Raw genomic sequence first — 22,288 nt, 5'->3', positions numbered from 1 at the left:
CCTTCGTGATGCCCTGTCGCCAAGAGCTTGCTGCCCGCAGGGATAATGCATCCAGTCCCACTCCACAGGCCGCGTGCCCCCATGGTCCTCAATCTCGTCTGGCTCGGCTTTTTCCTCTCGGCCTTCGTCATCGCCCTGTTCCAGCTCGCGCAAGGTGATCTGGAAGTGTTCTCCCGCCTGCAGACCGCCCTGTTCGACGCCGCCAAGACCGGCTTCGAAATCTCCCTCGGCCTGACCGGCATGATGGCGCTCTGGTTGGGCATCCTGCGCGTGGGCGAAAAAGCCGGCCTCATCAACGCCTTCGCCCGCGCCGTCAACCCGCTGTTCCGCCACCTGTTCCCCGGCGTGCCGCAGGGCCACCCTGCGCAGGGCGCCATGACCATGAACATGTCCGCCAACATGCTGGGCCTGGACAACGCCGCCACCCCGCTCGGCCTCAAGGCCATGCAGGAGCTGCAATCCCTCAACGACAAGCCCGACACCGCCACCAACGCCCAGATCCTGTTCCTGGTGCTCAACACCGCCGGCCTCACGCTGATTCCCACCTCGGTCATCGCCATCCGCCAGACCATCGCGCTCAAGCAGGGGCTGACGGGCTTCAACGCGGCCGACATCTTTCTGCCCACGCTGGTCGCCACCTCCATTTCGCTGCTGTCAGCGCTGCTGATCGTGGCGCTGGTGCAGCGCCTGCCGCTATGGCGCCCGGCCGTCTGGGCACCGCTGGCCGTATTCGGTGCGGCAATAGGCGGCCTGACCTGGTGGCTGGCGCAGCTCCCGCCCGAGCAGTCAGCCCGCCTGATCGGTGCCATCGGCAGCGGCGTGATCCTGGGGCTGGCGGTGCTGTTCCTGCTGGCCGGCGCGCTGAGACGCGTCAACGTCTACGAAACTTTCGTCGACGGCGCCAAGGAAGGCTTCGGCGTCGCAGTGCAGATCATCCCCTACCTGGTGGCCATGCTGTGCGCCATCGCCGTGTTCCGCGCCTCCGGCGGCATGGACTGGATCATGCAGGGCATTGCCGCCATCGTCACCGCTTTCGGCCTGCCGACCGACTTCCTGCCCGCCTTGCCGGTAGGGTTGATGAAAATCCTCTCCGGCTCCGGCGCGCGCGGCCTGATGGTGGATGTCATGGACACCTACGGCGTGGCCTCCTTCCCCGCGCAGGTCGCAGCCATCATCCAGGGCTCGACCGAAACCACTTTCTACGTGCTGGCGGTGTACTTCGGCAGTGTGGGAGTGAAAAAAACACGTCACGCGCTCGCCTGCGCCCTGTTTGCGGATGTTGTCGGTATCATCGCTGCGGTACTCGTAGGGTATGCATTCTTTAGATAAAGGGTAAACCCTAGTGGGATAGAATTGGTTACAGTTATCCCGCTGCACGCTGGCGAGTGCCGAGCCGTGTCCCGATTTCCGCCTGATCCAGTCACATGAATCCGTCCTTTCCCCACGCTGCCGAGTTGCTTGCGGCCACCCTGTTTGCGCTGGCGCTGATCCATACCTTTTCCACCAAGTATTTCCACGGCCTGGCGCAGCGCTATCCGGGGCACTCGGGCGTCTGGCACCTGCTGGGCGAGGTCGAGGTGGTGTTCGGCTTCTGGGCCATGCTGCTGATGGTGCTGCTGTTCGGCCTGTACGGGCAGGATCAGGCTCTGGGCTACCTGGAATCGCGCAATTTCACCGAGCCCATGTTCGTGTTCGTCATCATGGTGGTGGCGGCCACGCGGCCCATTCTGAACTTCGCCAGCCGCATTGTGCTGCGCATGGCGCGCCTGCTGCCGCTGCCGGACGGCATGGCGCTGTACTTCATGCTGCTGTCCTTCGTGCCGCTGCTGGGCTCGTTCATCACCGAGCCGGCCGCCATGACGCTGGCCGCGCTCATGCTGCGTGATGCGGTCTTCACCAAGCCGGTCAGCAACCGCCTCAAGTACGGCACCCTGGGCGTGCTCTTCGTCAACATCTCCATCGGCGGCGTGCTCACGCCGTTTGCCGCGCCGCCGGTGCTGATGGTGGCTGCCAAGTGGGGCTGGGATCTGCCCTTCATGCTGACCCAGTTCGGCTGGAAAGCGGCCGTGGTCGTCTGTTTCAACGCGGGCGCCGCCATGTGGCTGCTGCGTCGCGAACTCAAGCGCCTGCCGGTCGAGCAGCCCGATGCTGCCTCCCGCGTGCCGGTCACCGTGGTGGTGATTCACCTGCTGTTCCTGGCCACCGTGGTGCTGTTTGCCCACCATCCGGTCGTGTTCATGGGCATGTTCCTGTTCTTTCTGGGCTTCACGGCGGCCTATCCCCGCAACCAGAGCCCGCTGATCCTGCGCGAGGCGCTGCTGGTGGCCTTCTTCCTGGCTGGCCTGGTGGTGCTGGGGGGCATGCAGCAATGGTGGCTGCAGCCGCTGCTGATGGGTCTGAACGCCGACACCGTGTACTTTGCCGCCACGGCACTTACCGCCATCACCGACAACGCCGCGCTCACCTATCTGGCCTCCTTGGTGGACGGCCTGACGCTCGACTTCAAGACTGCGCTGGTGGCTGGTGCCGTGACCGGTGGCGGCCTGACGCTGATCGCCAACGCCCCCAACCCGGCCGGCGCCACCATCCTCAAGGACCACTTCCCCGAAGGAGCCATCCACTTCTTCTGGCTGCTGGTCGCCGCGCTGCCACCCACGCTGGTGGCGATGATGGCGTTCCGCCTGCTGTGAACATTCCGGAGGCCTGGCAGCCAGGCTGGCCGGCATTGGGCCGCCAAGGATGACGAGTCGTCGTCGCTCTCACACCTTCACGTTGACGATGGTGGCCTGCATCAGCGCAATCACTTTGACTGCACCATCCTTGTAGGCAAGCACTTCGCCTGTGCACACTGTCAGCATGCGGCCGGCATTCACCACCTTGCCGATGGCCACAAAGCGCTCGCCAATGGCCGGGCGCAGCAGGTTCAGCTTGAATTCCGCCGTCACCACCTCGTGCCCCGGAGGGGCCTTGGTCAGCGCAGCATAGCCGCAAGCGCTATCGACGATGCTGGTGATGGCTCCGGCGTGAATGAATCCCTGCTGCTGGGAGAGATGGAGCGAAAAAGGCAGGGCAATCTGCACCTCGCCCTCTTGAGCCGAGAGCAACTCGGCCCCGAGAGTGGCCATCAGGCCCTGCTTTTCAAAGCTGGCCGCAATGCGGTCATGGATATCGCTCACGATCTGCCTCCCTGGCTCTCATGTGTCTACCGGATTTTCTGCGCCAGAGACTTGAGCAGCCGAAGGTACTCCTGATTGGTATCGGTCAAGGCGTTCCAGATGGTGTCCTGATCCAGGACAGAGTAGGAACCCTTGGCGACCATGGCCTGAATCTGCTGGCGCTGATTGTCATCCAGATCTTCTGATTCGGACAACTCCATCCAGTGTGCCTGATAAAGCGCACCCAATTTCCGGTACCGGCTATCCACATTGCTCAGGAACTTCCCTAGCTTGCGCAACTGCCGCAAATCATCTTCCAGTGCGGTGCACAGCGTCTGCATTTCCTGCAGTCGGGCGAAATCATCAGGGGGCAGGGGCATAGTGAGCTCCGGTTGGCGGCCTCGCAGGCGGTGGACCATAGGCCGGGAAATGGCATCGCCGATGTGCGACGCGATCAGCAAGAGGGCATGATAGCGCGCAAAAAAAGCGCGCTACCCGAAGGTGCGCGCTTTTGCTGCAGGGTGGGGAGTGCTTACAGCGCAGCCACCACCGCATCCCCCATTTCCACGGTCGTCACCTTGGTCGTGCCTTCGCTCCAGATGTCCGCGGTGCGCAGGCCCTGTTCCAGCACCTTCTGCACGGCCGCCTCGATGCGGTCGGCAGCGTCCGCCTGGTTCAGCGAGAAGCGCAGCATCATGGCGGCGCTCAGGATGGTCGCCAGCGGGTTGGCAATGCCCTTGCCGGCAATGTCGGGCGCGCTGCCGTGGCTGGGCTCGTACAGGCCCTGGTTCTTGTCATTCAGGCTGGCGGAAGGCAGCATGCCGATGGAGCCGGTCAGCATCGCTGCCTCGTCGCTCAGGATGTCGCCGAACATGTTGCCGGTCACCACCACGTCGAACTTCTTCGGCGCCTTCACGAGTTGCATGGCGGCGTTGTCCACCAGCATGTGGTCCAGCGCAACGTCAGGGTACTGCGCGGCCACTTCGACCATCACGTCCTTCCACAGCTGCGAGGTTTCCAGCACATTGTTCTTGTCCACGCTGGTCAGGCGCTTGCCGCGCTTCTGGGCCGCCTGGAACGCGGTGTGCGCAATGCGCTCGATTTCAGGGCGGCTGTAGCGCATGGTGTCGAAGGCTTCCTCGGTGCCGGGGAAGTGGCCGTCTTCGGCCGTGCGGCGGCCGCGCGGCGTGCCGAAGTAGATGTCGCCGGTCAGCTCGCGGATCAGCAGGATGTCCAGGCCGGCAATCAGCTCGGGCTTGAGGCTGGAGGCGTTCACCAGCTCCTTGTAGCAAATGGCCGGGCGGAAGTTGGCATACAGGCCCAGTGCCTTTCGCAGGCCCAGGATGGCCTGCTCGGGGCGCAGGTGGCGCTCCAGCACGTCGTATTTCCAGTCGCCCACGGCGCCGAACAGGATGGCGTCGGACGACTTGGCCAGCTCCAGCGTGGCCTCCGGCAGCGGATGGCCGTGCTTTTCGTAGGCGGTGCCGCCCACGTCGGCCCAGTGCATTTCCAGCGGCAGGTTCAGGGCGTTGAGCACCTTGACGGCTTCTGCAACGATTTCGTGGCCGATACCGTCACCGGGAAGAATGGCGATTTTCATGATGGATACTCAGGGAAAAAGAAAAAAGGACTCTGGTAGAACAGGCATCCATCAGCGGTGTTGACGCATGCCTGAGTGGGGTGAGAACCGGGGTGATCTGCGGCACGGCAATGCGAAGCGGCTCCTGGCCGCACGCGCTCTTGCCGAGCCTGCGATCGCCTTCAGACGGCCGGCTGATGGGCCAGCCAGGGCTTGCCAGCCAGGCGCTCGGCCTCGAAAGCCTTGATCTTGTCCACATGGCGCAGCGTCAGGCCGATATCGTCCAGGCCGTTGAGCAGGCAGTACTTGCGGAAGGCCTGCACATCGAAGGCGATTTCCTCGCCCTGCGGCAGCACCACCACCTGGCGTTCCAGGTCGATGGTCAGCTGGTAGCCGGGGAAAGCCGCCACCTCATCGAACAGGCGCGACACCGTGGCCTCGGGCAGCACGATGGGCAGCAGCCCGTTCTTGAAGCAGTTGTTGAAGAAGATGTCGGCAAAGCTCGGCGCGATGATGGCGCGGAAGCCGTACTGTTCGAGCGCCCACGGCGCATGCTCACGGCTGGAGCCGCAGCCGAAGTTCTTGCGTGCCAGCAGAATGCTCGCGCCCTTGTAGCGCGGCTGGTTCAGCACGAAATCGGGGTTGGGCTTGCGTTCGGACTCGGGCTTGCCGGGCTCGCCCTTGTCCAGATAGCGCCATTCGTCAAACAGGTTGGGGCCGAAGCCCGTGCGACGGATGGACTTGAGAAACTGCTTGGGAATGATGGCGTCGGTGTCGACGTTCTCGCGGTCGAGCGGGGCAACGAGGCCCTGATGGAGGGTGAACTTTTGCATGATGGATCAATGAGTGGGGCAGGGCAGGTGCGCCCTGCAATGGCCAGGGAGGCAGGCAGACCCCCGGCCTGCCCGCCGCCGCAAGGCGCGATTACTTGGAAACTTCCTGGATTTTCTCGCCCGCCTTCTCGATGCCGGCGCCGGCAGCCTGACCGGCCTCCTTGGCATCCTGCTTCACACCGGCCCAGGTATTGCAGCCGGAAACGGACAGGGCCATGACGATAGCGCTGGCGAGGATTGCGATGGTCTTCATTCAGGATCCTTTCTTGAAAACAGCCTCAACGGGCTTCATGCAAAAGCACGGACATCCACGAAATGCCCGTGTACCGCGGCCGCCGCGGCCATGGCCGGGCTGACGAGGTGCGTACGGCCACCATTGCCCTGGCGGCCTTCGAAGTTGCGGTTGCTGGTCGAGGCGCAGCGCTCGCCCGGTTCCAGGCGGTCGGCGTTCATGGCCAGACACATGCTGCAGCCCGGCTCGCGCCATTCAAAGCCCGCTGCCTTGAAGATCTCGTGCAGGCCTTCGCGTTCGGCCTGTTCCTTCACCAGACCGGAGCCCGGCACCACCATGGCCAGCTTCACATTCTTGGCCACTTTCCGGCCCAGCTTCTTCACCACTGCAGCGGCTTCGCGCATGTCCTCGATGCGGCTGTTGGTGCAGCTGCCGATGAACACCTTGTCCACCGTGATGTCGGTCAGGGCCTTGCCCGGCTCCAGACCCATGTATTCCAGCGCGCGCTCGATGGCGCCGCGCTTGCTGGCGTCCTTTTCCTTGTCCGGATCCGGCACGTTGCCGCTCACGCCAAGTACCATCTCGGGGCTGGTGCCCCAGGTCACCTGCGGCTGGATCTCGGCGGCATTCAGCTCGACTACGGCGTCGAAATGCGCGCCCTCGTCAGAATGCAGCGTGCGCCAGTGTGCCACCGCCTGATCCCACTCGGGGCCGCCGACGAACTTGCCGGTAGCCGCGTCCGTGCCCGGCGCAAAGGGACGGCCCTTCACGTACTCGATGGTCTTGTCATCCACCGCCACGATGCCGGCGCGTGCACCGGCTTCGATCGCCATGTTGCACACCGTCATGCGGCCTTCCATGCTCAGGCTGCGGATGGCGCTGCCGCCGAACTCGATGGTGTAGCCGGTGCCGCCGGCGGTGCCGATCTTGCCGATGATGGCCAGCACCACGTCCTTCGCGGTCACGCCCGGAGCCAGCGTGCCTTCCACCTTCACCAGCATGTTCTTCGCCTTCTTGGCCAGCAGCGTCTGCGTAGCCATCACGTGCTCCACCTCGCTGGTGCCGATGCCGTGCGCCAGCGCGCCGAAGGCGCCGTGCGTGCTGGTATGGCTGTCACCGCAGACCACGGTCATGCCGGGCAGGGTGGCGCCATTCTCGGGACCCATCACGTGCACGATGCCCTGACGCTTGCTCAGGAAGGGGAAGTAGGCCGCCGCGCCGAATTCCTTGATGTTGGCGTCCAGCGTGGTCACCTGTTCCTTGCTGGTCGGATCGGTGATTCCGTCATAGCCCAGCTCCCAGCCGGTGGTCGGCGTGTTGTGGTCGGCCGTGGCCACCACCGAGCTCACGCGCCACAGCTTGCGGCCGGCCTCGCGCAGGCCTTCAAATGCCTGCGGGCTGGTCACTTCGTGCACCAGGTGGCGGTCGATATACAGGATGGCGGTACCGTCGTCTTCGGTGTGCACCACGTGTTCATCCCAGAGTTTGTCGTACAGGGTACGGGCCATGATTGTCCTTGTGATTGCTTGAGAAAGGGTTAAATGGAAGACGGCGGCACAGGCCCAGGCAGGTCATCCGGCAGTTGACGCGGTGCGCGTTCCGGCGGGTGATCCACCGGCTGACGCGACTCACGCCCCAGCAGGTGGTCTACCAACTGGCGCGCCGCATGCGGCAAGGCAGAAAAATCACGTGCCACCAGATCCAGGCGGCGCTCCGACCAGGCATCGCGCAAACCGATACTCACCAGCTTGCCGGCACCGTGCAGCAATTCGAAGGCGCGGCGCGGCATAACGCCCACGCCCAGACCATTGTCGATCATGCGGCACATTGCGTCCAGACCGGACACCGAAATGCGCAGGCGGATCGGCTTGCCCGCCAGCAGGGCGGCATGGCGCATGGCCTGATGCACTGAGCTGTTGGCATGCAGGCCCACATGGTCATAGTCGAGCGACTGGGCAAAGTCGATCTCGGCATGCTGCGCCAGCGGGTGCGATTCAGGCACGATCAGCACCAGCTGGTCCTGCCGGTAGGGCAGGGTCTGCACGCCAGCGCTGCCGTGCACCAGATTGCCGATGCCCAGATCGGCAGTGCCATCCTGCACCGCACGCACGATGTCCGGGCTCAGATGCTCTTCCAGGTCGATCTTGATGTGTTCATGTGCACGCGCAAAGCTGCCCAGATCCTCGGGCAGGAACTGCACGATGGCCGAAATGCTCGCATGCACGCGCACATGGCCGCGTACGCCTTCGGCATATTCGCCCAGCTCGTCCTGCATTTTGTCGATACGACGCAGTACGGCGCGCGCATGGTGCAGCAGGTTCTCGCCGGCTGGCGTGAGGGAGACGCCCCTTGCGTGGCGTTCCAGCAGGGGGGTATGGAACAGCGCCTCCAGATCGCTCAGTCGCTTGCTGACGGCCGAGGCGGCAATATAGGCCTTGTCCGCCGCGCGCCCGATGCTGCCGGACTCGCACACGGCAACAAAGAGCTGCAGCGAAGTCAGGTCAAGACGGCGGGAAACGGAGTGGTCAGCGGCCATGGAATGCGATAAACATCGTGGTTGACGATGAAGAATGGCTATTTTGCGCCAAATATTGGTGCTATTACATCGTGAATAGAGATGGCTGGCCTTCTATATGAAGAAACTTTCCCGTTCCGCCAAAGATCGGCGCGCAGCAGGTGCACACTGGGCGGCCAAGAAAAAACCCGCCGGGCTTGCGCACAGGCGGGTTGGACAGGCCGGCTGCCAGACAGCCGGCTGGTCGGGCCGATCAGGCCTTGTAGCCGGCCGGCACGTCGCGGCGGACGGAGCCGGTGTACAGCTGGCGCGGACGGCCGATCTTGTACTCGGGGTCGCCGATCATCTCGTCCAGCTGGGCAATCCAGCCCACGGTGCGGGCCAGGGCGAAGATACCGGTGAACAGGTTCACCGGCACGCCGATGGCGCGCTGCACGATGCCGGAGTAGAAGTCCACGTTCGGGTACAGCTTGCGCTGGACGAAGTAGTCGTCTTCCAGGGCGATCTTTTCCAGCGCCTTGGCCAGAGCGAACAGGGGATCGTTTTCCAGACCCAGTTCGGCCAGCACCTGGTCGCAGGTTTCCTGCATCAGCTTGGCGCGCGGGTCGTAGTTCTTGTACACGCGGTGACCGAAGCCCATCAGCTTGACGCCGGAGTTCTTGTCCTTGACTTTCTCCATGAACTCGCCGACCTTGGCCACGCCGCCCATCTTCTGGATGTCTTCCAGCATGTTCAGGCAGGCTTCGTTGGCGCCGCCGTGAGCGGGGCCCCACAGGCAGGCCACACCGGCTGCGATGGCAGCGAACGGGTTGGTGCCGGAGGAACCGCACAGACGCACGGTGGAGGTGGAGGCGTTCTGCTCGTGGTCGGCGTGCAGGATGAAGATGCGGTCCAGTGCCTTCTCGATCACCGGGTTGACCTTGTACTCCTCGCAGGGCGTACCGAACATCATGCGCAGGAAGTTGCCGGCATAGCTCAGGTTGTTCTGCGGGTACATGTAGGGCTCGCCCTTGCCGTACTTGTAGGCCATGGCAACCAGCGTCGGCATCTTGGCGATCAGCTGGATGGCGGCACGGGCACGGTGCTCGGGGTTATGGACGTCGGTGCTCTCATGGTAGAACGCGGACATGGCGCCCACCAGACCGGTCAGCACGGCCATGGGGTGGGCATCGCGGCGGAAGCCACGCAGGAAGAACTGCATCTGCTCGTTCACCATGGTGTGGCTCAGCACACGGTGGTGGAAGTCCTCGGACTGTGCAGCATTGGGCAGCTCGCCCTTCAGCAGCAGGTAGCAGGTGTCCAGGTAGTCGCAGTTCTCGGCGAGCTGCTCGATCGGGTAGCCGCGGTACAGCAGTTCGCCCTTGTCACCGTCGATGTAGGTGATGGCGGACTGGCAGGAGGCCGTGGAGAGGAAACCGGGGTCGTACGTGAACATGCCGGTCTGTGCATACAGCTTGCGGATGTCGATCACGTCGGGACCGATGTTGCCCTGGTACACCGGCAGCTCGACGTCCGGGCTGCCGTTGCTGAAGGAGAGGGTCGCTTTGTTGTCAGACAGTTTCATCAAGGAACTCCTGCGTTCTTTGGGTCTATGAATAAAAAGCAGCCGGGGCTGCTCAAAGGGGGGCCGGATTGCGCATCCGTTCCAGCAAGGCAACGATTTCCGGAGTGTCGAGCGGCGCCGCAGGTTGCTTGCGGCGCAGCAACAGATCCAGCAGATCGTTGTCGGACAGGTCCATTAGGGCATACATCGCTTGCGCCTCACTGACAGTCATGGTGCTGCCATGGTTGTCCAGGAAACGGGTGATGAACAGGTCGTTTTCCAGCAAGCCGCGGCGGCAGCGCCACCGCATCTTGCTGAACTCCTCTGCCGTCAGGCGATCGTCTGCCGTCATGTGCATGCTTCTTCCGGATCAGATCGTGCGACGCGCGATCATTTCCTTGATCTTGCTGATCGCCTTGGTCGGGTTCAGGCCTTTCGGGCAGACGTCGACGCAGTTCATGATGGTGTGGCAGCGGAACAGACGGTACGGGTCTTCCAGGTTGTCCAGACGCTCGGCCGTGGCCTGGTCGCGGCTGTCAGCCAGGAAGCGGTAGGCCTGCAGCAGGCCGGCCGGGCCCACGAACTTGTCGGGGTTCCACCAGAAGCTGGGGCAGCTCGTGGAGCAGCTGGCGCACAGAATGCACTCGTACAGGCCGTTGAGCTCTTCGCGCTCTTCGGGGCTCTGCAGGCGCTCTTTCTCGGGAGCCGGCGTGTTGTTGATCAGGTACGGCTTGATAGAGTCGTACTGCTTGAAGAACATGGTCATGTCGACGATCAGGTCGCGCACCACCGGCAGGCCCGGCAGCGGTTTCAGGACGATCGGGTCCTTCAGCGTGCGCAGGTTGGTCAGGCAGGCCAGACCGTTCTTGCCGTTGATATTCATGGCGTCGGAACCGCACACGCCTTCGCGGCAGGAGCGGCGGAATGCCAGCGTCGGGTCGACTTTCTTCAGCTTGACCAGGGCGTCCAGCAGCATGCGCTCATGGCCGTCGAGCTCGATCTCGATGGTCTGCATGTAGGGCTTGGCGTCCTTGTCCGGATCGTAGCGGTAGATTTTGAAGGTACGTTTTTGCATGGAAAACTCCGGATCAGAAGGTACGGACCTTCGGTGGCACGGATTCAACCGTCAGGGGTTTCAGGTTCACGGGCTTGTAGCTCAGGCTGTTGCTTTCGCTGTGCCACAGGGTGTGCTTGAGCCAGTTGACGTCGTCACGGCCCAGCGGAGCGGTGGGGTGGTCGGCCGGATGCTCGTAGTCGTACACGGTGTGGGCGCCACGGCATTCCTTGCGGGCAGCGGCAGACACCATGGTGGCCTGGGCCACTTCCATCAGGTTGGCGACTTCCAGTGCTTCGACGCGGGCGGTGTTGAACACCTTGGACTTGTCTTCCAGGATGATGTTGCCCACGCGATCGCGGATGGCGGCAATCTTCTGCACGCCTTCGTCCATGCTGGCCTGGGTGCGGAACACGCCGGCGTGTTGCTGCATGGTGGCACGGATGTCGTTGGCGATGTCCTGCGAGTATTCGCCGGAGGTGTTGCTTTCCAGCTTGGCCAGGCGCGACAGGGTGAAGTCGGCAGCATTCGCCGGCAGCGGCTTGTGCTCCTTGTTCTTGTCGTTGAACTGCACGATGTGGTTGCCGGCCGCGCGGCCGAACACCAGCAGGTCGAGCAGGGAGTTGGTGCCCAGGCGGTTCGCGCCGTGCACCGACACGCAGGCGCACTCACCCACGGCGTAGAGGCCGTTGACGATGCGGTTCTCGCCGTTGATGTACTCGACCACCTGGCCGTTGATGGTGGTGGGGATGCCACCCATCTGGTAGTGGATGGTGGGCACCACCGGGATCGGCTCCTTGGTGATGTCGACGTTGGCGAAGTTGTGGCCGATTTCTTCCACGGACGGCAGGCGCTTGCGGATGGTTTCGGCACCCAGGTGGTCCAGCTTCATCAGGATGTAGTCCTTGTTGGGACCGCAGCCGCGACCTTCCTTGATTTCCTGGTCCATCGAGCGGGACACGAAGTCACGCGGAGCCAGATCCTTCAGCGTGGGCGCATAGCGCTCCATGAAACGCTCGCCTTCGCTGTTCAGCAGAATGGCGCCTTCGCCGCGGCAGCCTTCGGTCAGCAGCACGCCGGCACCGGCCACGCCGGTGGGGTGGAACTGCCAGAATTCCATGTCCTGCAGCGGGATGCCGGCGCGAGCCGCCATGCCCAGACCGTCACCGGTGTTGATGAAGGCGTTGGTGGAAGCGGCGAAGATACGGCCGGCACCACCGGTAGCCAGCAGCGTGGTCTTGGCTTCGAGCATGTAGACCTCGCCGGTCTCCATTTCGAGGGCGGTCACGCCCACCACGTCGCCGTCGGCATCGCGGACCAGGTCGAGGGCCATCCACTCGACGAAGAAATTGGTGCGGGAAGCAACGTTCTGCTGGTACAGCGTGTGCAGCATGGCATGGCCGGTACGGTCAGCCGCTGCGCAGGCGCGCTGTACGGGCTTTTCGCCGTGGTTGGCGGTGTGGCCGCCGAACGGGCGCTGGTAGATCGTGCCATCGGGGTTGCGGTCGAACGGCATGCCGAAGTGCTCGAGCTCGTACACGACCTTCGGGGCCTCGCGGCACATGAATTCGATCGCGTCCTGGTCACCCAGCCAGTCGGAACCCTTGATGGTGTCGTAGAAGTGCCATTCCCAGTTGTCTTCGCTCATGTTGCCGAGGGAAGCGGACACGCCACCCTGGGCGGCCACGGTGTGGGAACGGGTCGGGAAAACCTTGGTCAGCACGGCCACGTTCAGGCCAGCGCGGGCCAGCTGCAGCGAGGCGCGCATGCCGGAGCCGCCGGCACCGACGATGACGACGTCAAACTTGCGGCGGGGCAGGGATTGGGGAATCGAAGTCATTTTTTACACTCTCCACAGAACTTGGATCGCCCAGCCGGCGCAACCCAGCAGCCATACGATCGTAAACACATGCAGTGCCAGGCGGATGCCGGTCGGCTTGACGTAGTCCATCCAGATGTCGCGCACGCCGATCCAGGCATGCCAGGCCAGGGCCAGGATGGTGATCAGGGTCAGGAATTTCATCCACTGGGGGGCGAAGATGCCGGCCCAGGTGTCGTAGCTGATGGGGCCCGACGTGAACAGCACGGAGAGCAGCAGCACCAGCGTGAACAGCACGATCAGGGCAGCGGTGACACGCTGCGCGATCCAGTCACGCCCGCCGTAGTGGGCACCGGTAGTGAGGCGTTTGTAGCCGTAGTTGACAGACATGGGAGTTTCCTTTTGCTTGAAATCAGTACAGGCCGAACAGCTTGGCGCCCAGCACCACGGTCAGTGCGATGCTCAGGACCAGCACGATCATGGCGGACGTGCGACCACCTTGCTTGCTGATCAGCTCGTGGTTCACATCCATGATCAGGAAGCGGACGCCCATGATCAGGTGGTGCAGGAAGGCCCAGATCAGGGCCAGCGCGATCAGCTTGTAGAACCAGCCGGGCATGCCCAGGCCGCCGTTGAACAGGGCGGTGAACTTCTCGTACGACACCTGCGAGGAGATCGAGTTGTCGAACAGCCAGACGACGAAGGGCAGGAGCAGGAACATCAGCGCGCCGCTGACGCGGTGCAGGATGGACATTTTGCCGGCCAGCGGCAGGCGGTAGCCCACGGTGATGTCCGCAAGACCGATGTTGCGGAACTCGGGCCGCTGGGAGGGTTTGGAGGTAGTTGTCATGGGAGGCCTTTTGAGAGTCAACAATCCAGAATGGCGCAAGTGTGACGCCACGCAAAAAGCGTTACAAGAGCAATCGCCGATTTTAGGACATGGGGCGGGCTTGCGCGCGCCGTTTTGGCGCAATTATGAAAAAACGCGGGGTTTCGCCGGGTTGTGCGTAAGTTTGCATTCAGTTAGTGACGTATGGTGCATACGCTGTCCGGGGATCAGCTTAGCGTGTTCTTGTAATAGTGTGTGTCGGTGCGGTATAGGCCCTTGCGCACCTCTACCGGGGCATCATTGTAGGTGTAGCTGACGCGGTCCACCTGCAGCACCGGGGTGACGGTGCTGATGGCGAGCAGTTCGGCCTGGCCTTCGTCGGGCAGCACGGCGCGCACCTGCTCCTCGGCGCGGATGGTGCGCACACCGAACTCCTTCTCGAACAGCGCATAGGTGGGGCCCTGGTGGCTGGTCAGCATGTCTGCCGAGAGGCCCTTGAACAGCTGGGCCGGCAGCCAGATGTCTTCGAGGATGGTGGGCGCGCCGCCGAGCGTGAGCAGGCGGCGGATCTGCACCACGGTATCGCCGGGCTGCAGGCCCAGGGTGCGGGCCAGTTCGGCATGGGCGCGCGTGCGCCTGCACTCGATGATGGTGCGCTGGGCCGGGCCTTCGGCCGATACCGTGCCGCTGTCGGGATGCAGGCGCAGAAAGCGGTATTCGACGTGGCGCTCGTTGTGGCTGGCGACGAAGGTGCCCTTGCCCTGGCGGCGCACCACCAGGTTTTCGGCCGCCAGTTCGTCGATGGCCTTGCGCACCGTGCCCTGGCTGACGCCGTAGCGCTTGGCCAGTTCCATTTCACTGGGGATGGCCTCGAGCGGCTTCCATTCGCCGGCTTCGAGGCTGTGCAGGATGGCCTGCTTGATCTGCTGGTAGAGCGGGCTGAAGGAGGGTGCGGGCTGCGCCAGCGGCGCGGCGACCGCAGCGCCGGTGTCCGCCACGGCGGCGTCGGAAGGCACTGGGGAAAGGTCTGGCATGGCGGCTCTGCGAGGGTGAAACAAGGTGGGTTTGCCCGCGGGTGTGGCGGCAAGCACGAATGATAAATCATATCTTATATAAGATATAAGACAAATTGACCGAATGTCACAATCGGCGTTACACTATGCGCACTTTGCGGCGGGGCTGTCTCGCATGGCCGGTTGCAGAGGCAACTTTCCCGATTTCCGGCGGTGACCGGCAGGCGGCCGGTGCAGCTGTTTCGACTTTTCTAACTGGAGACCATTCCATGAGCAAGACCCCCGTTCGCGTGGCCGTTACCGGCGCTGCTGGCCAGATTGGCTATGCCCTGTTGTTCCGCATTGCTTCCGGCGAAATGCTGGGCAAGGACCAGCCGGTCATCCTGCAGCTGCTGGAAATCCCCGACGAAAAGGCCCAGAACGCGCTCAAGGGCGTGATGATGGAGCTGCAGGATTGCGCTTTCCCGCTGCTGGCCGGCATGGAAGCACACTCCGACCCGATGACCGCCTTCAAGGATGCCCAGTACGTGCTGCTGGTGGGCGCCCGTCCGCGCGGCCCCGGCATGGAGCGTGCCGACCTGCTGGCTGCCAACGCCCAGATCTTCACTGCGCAGGGCAAGGCCCTGGACGCCGTGGCTGACCGCAACGTCAAGGTGCTGGTGGTGGGCAACCCGGCCAACACCAACGCCTACATCGCCATGAAGAGTGCGCCCAGCCTGCCGGCCAAGAACTTCACCGCCATGCTGCGCCTGGACCACAACCGTGCTGCCAGCCAGATCGCCGAGAAGACCGGCAAGCCGGTGTCCAGCATCGAGAAGCTGGCCGTGTGGGGCAACCACTCTCCCACCATGTACGCCGACTACCGCTTCGCCACCATCGACGGCCAGTCCGTGAAGGACATGATCAACGATGAAGACTGGAACCGCAACACCTTCCTGCCCACCGTGGGCAAGCGCGGCGCCGCCATCATCGAGGCACGCGGCCTGAGCTCCGCGGCTTCCGCTGCCAACGCCGCCATCGACCACATGCGCGACTGGGCCCTGGGCACCAACGGCAAGTGGGTCACCATGGGCATCCCGTCCCAAGGCTGGTACGGCATCCCCGAAGGCGTGATGTTCGGCTTCCCGGTCACCTGCGAGAACGGTGAGTACAAGGTCGTCGAAGGCCTGCCGATCGACGAGTTCAGCCAGCAGTGCATCAACAAGACGCTGGACGAGCTCAAGGGCGAGGAAGACGGCGTCAAGCACCTGCTGTAATCCGGCGATGTGCGGCCTGCCGGTTTGCCGGCAGGCATTGCCAAGGTTGTCCTGGCCCGCGGGTCAGGACTTCCAGCCAAGTATTGCGTCCCCGTGCACAGTGCTTGGCTGGAAGTGTGTCCACCCCCTGGTGTTTCGCCAGCGGACGGATGCCATTGCAGGAGAGCAGGGCAGCCCTTTCGGGGTGGTGCCCGCAGCCTGTACGTGATGTGTGCAACCCCAACCCGATTGCTGCAAGCCCGCCATGACTGACACCACGACGGCCCATCCCCGCGAAGTTCTGCTGGATGCCCAGGGCGCCACCGGATTGCTGCCGGTGTGCGACCACTATTGCGGCGTCGAGGTACGCATGCGCAAGAGCCTGCAGCTGCAGGCCGAAATGAGCGAGGAATTCGGCGCGTGCATGTTCGACGTGACGCTGGATTGCGAGGACGGCGCACCCGTTGGTGGCGAGGCTGAGCACGCAGATCTGGTACTGGCCGTGGCCCGCGATGCCGCCCCCGAGGCCCGTGTGGCGGTGCGTGTGCACCCGGTCGACCATCCCGCCTTTGCCGCCGATGTGGAAAAGCTGGTGGGCCAGGCGGCCGACCGCTGGTGCCACGTGATGATTCCCAAGGTGGACTCGGTCGCAGACGTGGAGATGGCCGTGCGCCATGTGGATGCGGCGGGTGGCAGCGCGCTGCCGCTGCAGGTGCTGGTGGAATCCCCGCTAGCCGTGCACAACGCCTTCGAAATAGCTGCCCATCCGCGCGTGCAGTCGATCAGCTTCGGCCTGATGGATTTCGTTTCTGCCCACGGTGGCGCCATCCCCGGCGAGGCCATGGGCCTGCAGGGCCAGTTCACCCATCCGCTGGTGGTGCAGGCCAAGCTGCAGATTGCCTCGGCCTGTCATGCCTATGGCAAGACGCCATCCCACTGCGTGGTGACAGAGTTCAGCGATACCGAGGCGATCGGCCATGCGGCCCATCGTGCGGCCGCCGAACTGGGCTACACCCGCATGTGGAGCATCCATCCGAGCCAGATTCGTCCGATCCTGGCCGCATTTGCGCCGACCGAGGCGGAAATCGATACCGCGGTGGCCATTACCGAGGCTGCGATGGCAGCCCAGTGGGCGCCCGTCAGCCACAAGGGCAAGCTGCATGATCGTGCCAGCTACCGCTACTACTGGCAGGTGTTGGAGCGTGCACACGCGACTGGCAAATTGTTACCACAAGGCATGCTGAAATACTTTGCGTGACAGGGACTGATTTGATAATCGGTTGTCCCGTTTCAATGACTGAAAGGTATCCATGAAAAAGACCCTGATCGCACTGACTGCCACAATGATTGCTGCTTCCGGCGCGATGGCTGCCACCACGCCTGCCAAGGCTCCGGCCAAGAAAGCTGCGGCAGCCAAGACTGCCAGCAAGCCGGCCGCCCGGAAGGCCGTGAAGAAGCCGGTTGCCAGGAAGGCGGATCCGGCGAAGAAAGCGCCGAGCAAGCTGCGCGAACGTCTGGCTGTGAACCCGATCACGGGTGCCAGCGCGCCCGTGGCGAGCATTCCCGGTCCGGGCACGCCTTTCCCGGCTCCGCCTGCCGGCACTGTGTTCACCGGCACCATGCGCTGCGAACTGGGCAGCGCAGTGACGATCACCCAGGATCCCGCCCGCCCGACCATGTATCAGGTCAGCAACGGCAAAGGTCTGACCTATACCATGCACCAGGTTCCCACCACCACCGGCGTGGTGCGCCTGGAAGATCGTGCCAATGGCGCGACCTGGCTGCAGCTCGGCAACAAATCCATGCTGATGGACCAGAAACGTGGCGAACGCGTGGCCGATGGCTGCCAGAACCCGCAACAAGCAGCGCGCGACCGCGAGCTGCAACAACGACCCGTCGACCTGCTGCGCTGATAGCGGGCAGGTTGAGGCCGGCTGCGTCTTCCGCAAGAAGGCGCGGCCCTTCATACCAACCTCAGGAGAACCACCATGTTGAAAGCCTACCGTGACCATGTGGCCGAGCGTGCCGCACTCGGCATCCCGCCGCTGGCCCTGGACGCCAAGCAGACGTCCGAACTGATCGAGCTGATCAAGAACCCGCCGGCGGGCGAGGAAGCTTTCCTGGTGGATCTGCTGACCCACCGCGTGCCCCCGGGCGTGGACGACGCCGCCAAGGTCAAGGCCAGCTTCCTGGCCGCCGTGGCCCACGGTGACATCCAGGTCGGCCTGGTCAGCAAGGCCAAGGCGACCGAACTGCTGGGCACCATGGTTGGTGGCTACAACGTGCATCCGCTGATCGAGCTGCTGGATGATGCCGAGGTTGCGGATATCGCGGCTGCAGGCCTGAAGAAGACCCTGCTGATGTTCGATTACTTCAACGACGTGGCAGCCAAGGCCAAGGCCGGCAATGCCAAGGCCAAGGAAGTGCTGCAGAGCTGGGCCGATGCCGAGTGGTTCACCAGCCGTCCCGAAGTGGCACAGAAGATCACCGTGACCGTGTTCAAGGTGCCGGGCGAAACCAACACCGACGACCTGTCTCCCGCTCCCGACGCCTGGAGCCGCCCCGACATCCCGCTGCACTATCTGGCGATGCTGAAGAACACCCGTCCCGACGCGGCCTTCAAGCCCGAGGAAGATGGCAAGCGCGGTCCGATCCAGTTCATCGAAGACCTGAAGAAGAAGGGCCATATCGTGGCCTACGTGGGTGACGTGGTTGGTACCGGCTCCAGCCGCAAGTCCGCCACCAACAGCGTGATCTGGGCTACCGGCCAGGACATCCCCTTCGTGCCGAACAAGCGCTTTGGCGGCGTGACGCTGGGCGGCAAGATCGCTCCGATCTTCTTCAACACCCAGGAAGACTCTGGCTCCCTGCCGATCGAGGTCGACGTGACCAAGATGGAAATGGGCGATGTGCTCGACATCTACCCCTACGAGGGCAAGATTGAGAAGGGTGGCGAGAAGATTGCCGACTTCGCCCTGAAGAGCGACGTGCTGCTGGACGAAGTGCGCGCCGGTGGCCGTATCAACCTGATCATCGGTCGCAGCCTGACCGCCAAGGCGCGTGAGGCGCTGGGTCTGCCGGCTTCCACCGCCTTCCGTCTGCCCAAGGCTCCGGTTGATACCGGCAAGGGCTTCACGCTGGCACAGAAGATGGTGGGTCGCGCTTGCGGTCTGCCGGAAGGCCAGGGCATCCGTCCGGGTACCTACTGCGAACCGCGCATGACCACCGTCGGCAGCCAGGACACCACCGGCCCGATGACGCGCGACGAACTGAAGGATCTGGCCTGCCTGGGCTTCAGCGCCGACATGGTGATGCAGTCCTTCTGCCACACTGCCGCCTATCCGAAGCCTGTCGATGCCAAGATGCACCGCGAACTGCCGCAGTTCATCAGCAGCCGTGGCGGCGTGGCCCTGCGTCCGGGCGACGGCGTGATCCACAGCTGGCTGAACCGTCTGCTGCTGCCCGACACCGTCGGTACCGGCGGCGACAGCCACACCCGCTTCCCGATCGGCATCAGCTTCCCGGCCGGCTCCGGCCTGGTGGCCTTCGGTGCGGCCACCGGCGTGATGCCGCTGGACATGCCCGAATCCGTGCTGGTGCGCTTCAAGGGCGAAATGCAGCCCGGCGTGACCCTGCGTGACCTGGTGCATGCCATTCCGCTGTACGCCATCAAGGCCGGCCTGCTGACCGTTGAAAAAGCCGGCAAGAAGAACATCTTCTCCGGCCGCGTGCTGGAAATCGAAGGTCTGCCGGATCTGAAGGTGGAGCAGGCGTTCGAGCTGTCCGACGCTTCCGCCGAGCGTTCCGCTGCCGGCTGCACGATCAAGCTGAACAAGGAACCGGTCATCGAGTACCTGAACTCCAACATCGTGCTGATGAAGAACATGATCGCCGATGGCTACCAGGACGCGAAGACGCTGCAGCGCCGTATCGAGAAGGTCGAGCAGTGGCTGGCCAACCCGCAGCTGCTGGAAGCCGATGCCGACGCCGAGTACGCCGCCGTTATCGAGATCGATCTGGCCGATATCAAGGAGCCCATCGTCTGCTGCCCGAACGACCCGGATGACGCCAAGTTCATGTCCGAAGTGTCCGGCACCCCGATCGATGAAGCCTTCATCGGTTCCTGCATGACCAACATCGGCCACTTCCGCGCCGCAGCCAAGCTGCTGGGCGGCAAGCGCGACATTCCGGTCAAGCTGTGGGTCGCTCCGCCGACCAAGATGGACCAGAACGAGCTGATGAAGGAAGGCCACTACGCCGCCTTCGGTACCGCTGGTGCGCGTACCGAGATGCCGGGCTGCTCGCTGTGCATGGGCAACCAGGCGCAGGTGCGTGAAGGCGCGACCGTGATGTCCACGTCCACCCGCAACTTCCCGAACCGTCTGGGCAAGAACACCAATGTGTATCTGGGCAGCGCCGAGCTGGCAGCCATCTGCTCCAAGCTGGGCCGCATCCCGACCGTGGAAGAGTACCAGGCCGAAATGGGCATCATCGATGCCGACAAGGCCAGCGTGTACCGCTACATGAACTTCGACCAGATCGAGGAGTATGCCGAAGTGGCGAAGGGCGTTTCTGCCTGAGCTGTCTGACAGTGCGCGCCCTGCGGGGTGCGCATGAACGATAAAACGACCCGCAAGGGTCGTTTTTTCATTACTGAAACCGGGTGAGGATCTACGGGGAGGCAGGGTGCCGTACCAACAGCCCGTTTTTCTTGCAGCCCTGCAGGCAATATGGGACTAGAGCGGGGGTTCGTCGCGCTTGTCCTTCATCACCAGGGACACGCCAACCGCAGCCAGAACGGCCCATGCCACAAAGGCGCCCATGCCGAAACGTGCTGCCAGGGCATTCATGAAGAACAGCATCAGCAGGGCGACGGCGAGTACGCCGTTGCCCACCCAGAACGCCACCTTGGAGGGCTCGGGTGTCTGCTTCATGCGTTGCCCACCATCCGTGCCAACAGCGCGCCCTGGTAGCGCACATCCAACTGTAGCCACACCTTGAGCGGGCTGCCATTGGCGACCTGGATATCCAGCCCGTCGGCATTCTGCATGGCCTGCAGGGTCATGATTTCGTTGCCGCCGGGATGGATCACCTCGATGCGGTCTCCTACGGCAAAGCGGTTCTTCACTTCCACCTGCAGCCAGCCGTCGCGCGCCTCGCTTTTGCTGACTTCGCCGACGAACTGGCTGCGCTGGGTCTGAGAGCTGCCGGTTTCGTAATTCTGGTAGTCTTGCGCAGGGCGGCGCTCCAGGAAGCCGGCAGTGTAGCCGCGGTTGCTGAGACCTTCCAGCTCGGTGATGAGGGAGGGGTTGAAGGGGCGGCCGGCCACGGCATCGTCGATGGCGCGGCGGTAGATCTGGGCCGTGCGGCTGACGTAATACAGGCTCTTGGTGCGACCCTCGATCTTGAGGGAGTCGACGCCGATCTGCGTCAGGCGCTCCACATATTCGACAGCGCGCAAGTCCTTGCTGTTCATGATGTATGTGCCGTGCTCGTCCTCCATGATGGGCATCAGTTCGCCCGGGCGGCCGACTTCCTCGATCAGGTAGACCTTGTCGGCCAGCGGGTGGCGCTGGCCGTCGCCGGTGGCGGAAAGGGCATGGGTGGCTCCGTCTGCTGTTTCCGACCCGCACCTGCCCGCGCTGGCTCCCGCGGCAGAGCCCGCCCGGCTGCTGGCGGAAAAGGCTTTTTCTGCTCGCTCCTGTTCCGCTTCAAAGCTGAAATCCTTGTCCATCTTCGTGCCGATGGCATCGCCCGTATTGCTGTCCACTTCTGCATCGTGCGTGGCGTAGTTCCAGCGGCAGGCGTTGGTGCAGGTGCCCTGGTTGGGATCGCGCCGGTTGAAGTAGCCGCTGAGCAGGCAGCGGCCGCTGTAGGCGATGCACAGCGCGCCGTGCACGAATACTTCCAGTTCCATGTCCGGGCATTCCTGGCGGATGCGCTCGATTTCGTCCAGGCTGAGTTCGCGCGAGAGGATGATGCGGCTGACGCCCACTTTCTGCCAGAACTTCACCGCGGCGTAGTTGACGGTATTGGCCTGCACCGACAGGTGGATGGGCATTTCGGGCCATTTCTCGCGCACCATCATGATCAAGCCGGGATCGGCCATGATCAGGGCGTCCGGGCGCATGGCGATCACCGGCTCGATGTCGCGCATGTAGGTGCGCACCTTGTCGTTGTGCGGAAGCAGGTTGCTGGTAACAAACAGCTTCTTGCCGCGGGCATGCGCTTCGGCAATGCCCTGTTGCAGTTGTTCCAGTTTGAATTCGTTGTTGCGCGCGCGCAGGCTGTAGCGCGGCTGGCCGGCATAGACGGCATCGGCGCCGTAGTCGTAGGCAGCGCGCATCTTGTCGAGGCTGCCGGCAGGGAGTAGCAGCTCGGGGGCTTTGAGGGTGGCGGTCATGGCAGGGGACGACTTGCAGGGCCGTCGTGATAGCGTGAAACCCGCTATTTTCCGGCTTTTGGCCTGACAAGGACAGGG

At 63.5% G+C, this 22,288-nt stretch carries 22 protein-coding genes; 6 read left to right on the top strand and 16 right to left on the bottom strand.

The genetic code is table 11. The features are described 5' to 3' along the window. Window positions 1-81 precede the first annotated feature (81 nt). Window positions 82-1,329 (top strand): nucleoside recognition domain-containing protein, encoded by a 1,248-nt coding sequence (locus KKQ75_RS07170; protein ID WP_213361245.1) that lies wholly within the window; start codon window positions 82-84, stop codon window positions 1,327-1,329. Window positions 1,330-1,424: 95 nt separating this feature from the next. Then, entirely contained in the window at window positions 1,425-2,690 is a 1,266-nt protein-coding gene (locus KKQ75_RS07165; protein WP_213361244.1) for a putative Na+/H+ antiporter, read from the top strand. 69 nt (window positions 2,691-2,759) lie between these two features. Here the strand turns inward: KKQ75_RS07165 and KKQ75_RS07160 are convergent, their stop codons facing one another. From KKQ75_RS07160 to KKQ75_RS07095, 14 genes are all read right to left on the bottom strand, one after another. Further along, window positions 2,760-3,125, bottom strand: a complete 366-nt coding sequence (locus tag KKQ75_RS07160) for a PaaI family thioesterase (protein ID WP_371686263.1) — start codon at window positions 3,123-3,125, stop codon at window positions 2,760-2,762. A gap of 77 nt (window positions 3,126-3,202) precedes the next feature. Continuing rightward, window positions 3,203-3,535, bottom strand: coding sequence for a DUF4298 domain-containing protein (locus tag KKQ75_RS07155; RefSeq protein WP_213361241.1), 333 nt, complete (start codon window positions 3,533-3,535; stop codon window positions 3,203-3,205). Window positions 3,536-3,687: 152 nt separating this feature from the next. Further along, window positions 3,688-4,755, bottom strand: coding sequence for a 3-isopropylmalate dehydrogenase (gene leuB, locus KKQ75_RS07150; protein WP_213361240.1), 1,068 nt, complete (start codon window positions 4,753-4,755; stop codon window positions 3,688-3,690). Window positions 4,756-4,916: 161 nt separating this feature from the next. After that, window positions 4,917-5,567 carry a 3-isopropylmalate dehydratase small subunit gene (gene leuD / locus KKQ75_RS07145; RefSeq protein ID WP_213361239.1) on the bottom strand — a complete coding sequence of 217 codons (651 nt, stop codon included), beginning with the start codon at window positions 5,565-5,567 and terminating at the stop codon, window positions 4,917-4,919. Between the two features lie 91 nt (window positions 5,568-5,658). Continuing rightward, entirely contained in the window at window positions 5,659-5,820 is a 162-nt protein-coding gene (locus KKQ75_RS07140) for an entericidin EcnAB (RefSeq protein ID WP_213361238.1), read from the bottom strand. A 35-nt stretch (window positions 5,821-5,855) separates the two neighbouring features. Then, window positions 5,856-7,307 (bottom strand): 3-isopropylmalate dehydratase large subunit, encoded by a 1,452-nt coding sequence (leuC, locus tag KKQ75_RS07135; protein WP_213361237.1) that lies wholly within the window; start codon window positions 7,305-7,307, stop codon window positions 5,856-5,858. 29 nt (window positions 7,308-7,336) lie between these two features. Next, complete coding sequence (locus KKQ75_RS07130; RefSeq protein WP_213361236.1) at window positions 7,337-8,335, bottom strand: LysR family transcriptional regulator; 999 nt, start codon at window positions 8,333-8,335, stop codon at window positions 7,337-7,339. Between the two features lie 232 nt (window positions 8,336-8,567). Then, a complete protein-coding gene (locus KKQ75_RS07125; protein ID WP_213361234.1) occupies window positions 8,568-9,878 on the bottom strand; it encodes a citrate synthase in 1,311 nt (436 codons plus the stop codon). A 52-nt stretch (window positions 9,879-9,930) separates the two neighbouring features. Next, entirely contained in the window at window positions 9,931-10,209 is a 279-nt protein-coding gene (locus tag KKQ75_RS07120; protein ID WP_213361232.1) for a succinate dehydrogenase assembly factor 2, read from the bottom strand. An 18-nt stretch (window positions 10,210-10,227) separates the two neighbouring features. Beyond that, window positions 10,228-10,932, bottom strand: a complete 705-nt coding sequence (locus KKQ75_RS07115) for a succinate dehydrogenase iron-sulfur subunit (RefSeq protein ID WP_213361230.1) — start codon at window positions 10,930-10,932, stop codon at window positions 10,228-10,230. 13 nt (window positions 10,933-10,945) lie between these two features. Further along, entirely contained in the window at window positions 10,946-12,751 is a 1,806-nt protein-coding gene (gene sdhA / locus KKQ75_RS07110; RefSeq protein ID WP_213361229.1) for a succinate dehydrogenase flavoprotein subunit, read from the bottom strand. Between the two features lie 3 nt (window positions 12,752-12,754). Beyond that, window positions 12,755-13,120 (bottom strand): succinate dehydrogenase, hydrophobic membrane anchor protein, encoded by a 366-nt coding sequence (sdhD, locus tag KKQ75_RS07105; protein ID WP_213361228.1) that lies wholly within the window; start codon window positions 13,118-13,120, stop codon window positions 12,755-12,757. A gap of 22 nt (window positions 13,121-13,142) precedes the next feature. Continuing rightward, a complete protein-coding gene (gene sdhC, locus KKQ75_RS07100) occupies window positions 13,143-13,580 on the bottom strand; it encodes a succinate dehydrogenase, cytochrome b556 subunit (protein ID WP_213361227.1) in 438 nt (145 codons plus the stop codon). 206 nt (window positions 13,581-13,786) lie between these two features. Then, on the bottom strand, window positions 13,787-14,593 hold the full coding sequence (locus tag KKQ75_RS07095) for a GntR family transcriptional regulator (protein ID WP_213361226.1): 807 nt from the start codon (window positions 14,591-14,593) through the stop codon (window positions 13,787-13,789). A 248-nt stretch (window positions 14,594-14,841) separates the two neighbouring features. Between KKQ75_RS07095 and KKQ75_RS07090 the strand changes: the two genes are divergently transcribed. The 4 genes from KKQ75_RS07090 (at window position 14,842) to acnB (ending at window position 20,387) form a co-directional block, all read left to right on the top strand. After that, window positions 14,842-15,828, top strand: a complete 987-nt coding sequence (locus KKQ75_RS07090) for a malate dehydrogenase (RefSeq protein WP_213361225.1) — start codon at window positions 14,842-14,844, stop codon at window positions 15,826-15,828. 244 nt (window positions 15,829-16,072) lie between these two features. Further along, window positions 16,073-17,065, top strand: coding sequence for an HpcH/HpaI aldolase/citrate lyase family protein (locus KKQ75_RS07085; protein WP_213361224.1), 993 nt, complete (start codon window positions 16,073-16,075; stop codon window positions 17,063-17,065). Window positions 17,066-17,117: 52 nt separating this feature from the next. Then, entirely contained in the window at window positions 17,118-17,720 is a 603-nt protein-coding gene (locus KKQ75_RS07080) for a hypothetical protein (RefSeq protein ID WP_213361222.1), read from the top strand. A 75-nt stretch (window positions 17,721-17,795) separates the two neighbouring features. Next, on the top strand, window positions 17,796-20,387 hold the full coding sequence (acnB, locus tag KKQ75_RS07075; protein ID WP_213361220.1) for a bifunctional aconitate hydratase 2/2-methylisocitrate dehydratase: 2,592 nt from the start codon (window positions 17,796-17,798) through the stop codon (window positions 20,385-20,387). Window positions 20,388-20,543: 156 nt separating this feature from the next. Here the strand turns inward: acnB and KKQ75_RS07070 are convergent, their stop codons facing one another. Both KKQ75_RS07070 and yegQ read right to left on the bottom strand, forming a co-directional pair. Then, window positions 20,544-20,741 carry a hypothetical protein gene (locus KKQ75_RS07070; RefSeq protein ID WP_213361219.1) on the bottom strand — a complete coding sequence of 66 codons (198 nt, stop codon included), beginning with the start codon at window positions 20,739-20,741 and terminating at the stop codon, window positions 20,544-20,546. Further along, window positions 20,738-22,210: a tRNA 5-hydroxyuridine modification protein YegQ gene (yegQ, locus tag KKQ75_RS07065; protein ID WP_213361218.1), complete on the bottom strand. Its 1,473-nt coding sequence runs from the start codon at window positions 22,208-22,210 to the stop codon at window positions 20,738-20,740. Before yegQ ends, KKQ75_RS07070 begins: the two co-directional genes overlap by 4 nt. Between the last annotated feature and the right edge of the window lie 78 nt (window positions 22,211-22,288).

Origin of the sequence: Brachymonas denitrificans (assembly GCF_907163135.1) — a bacterium.
GTDB lineage: Bacteria > Pseudomonadota > Gammaproteobacteria > Burkholderiales > Burkholderiaceae_C > Brachymonas > Brachymonas denitrificans_A.
This window is presented reverse-complemented; position numbering and strand designations above follow the sequence as displayed.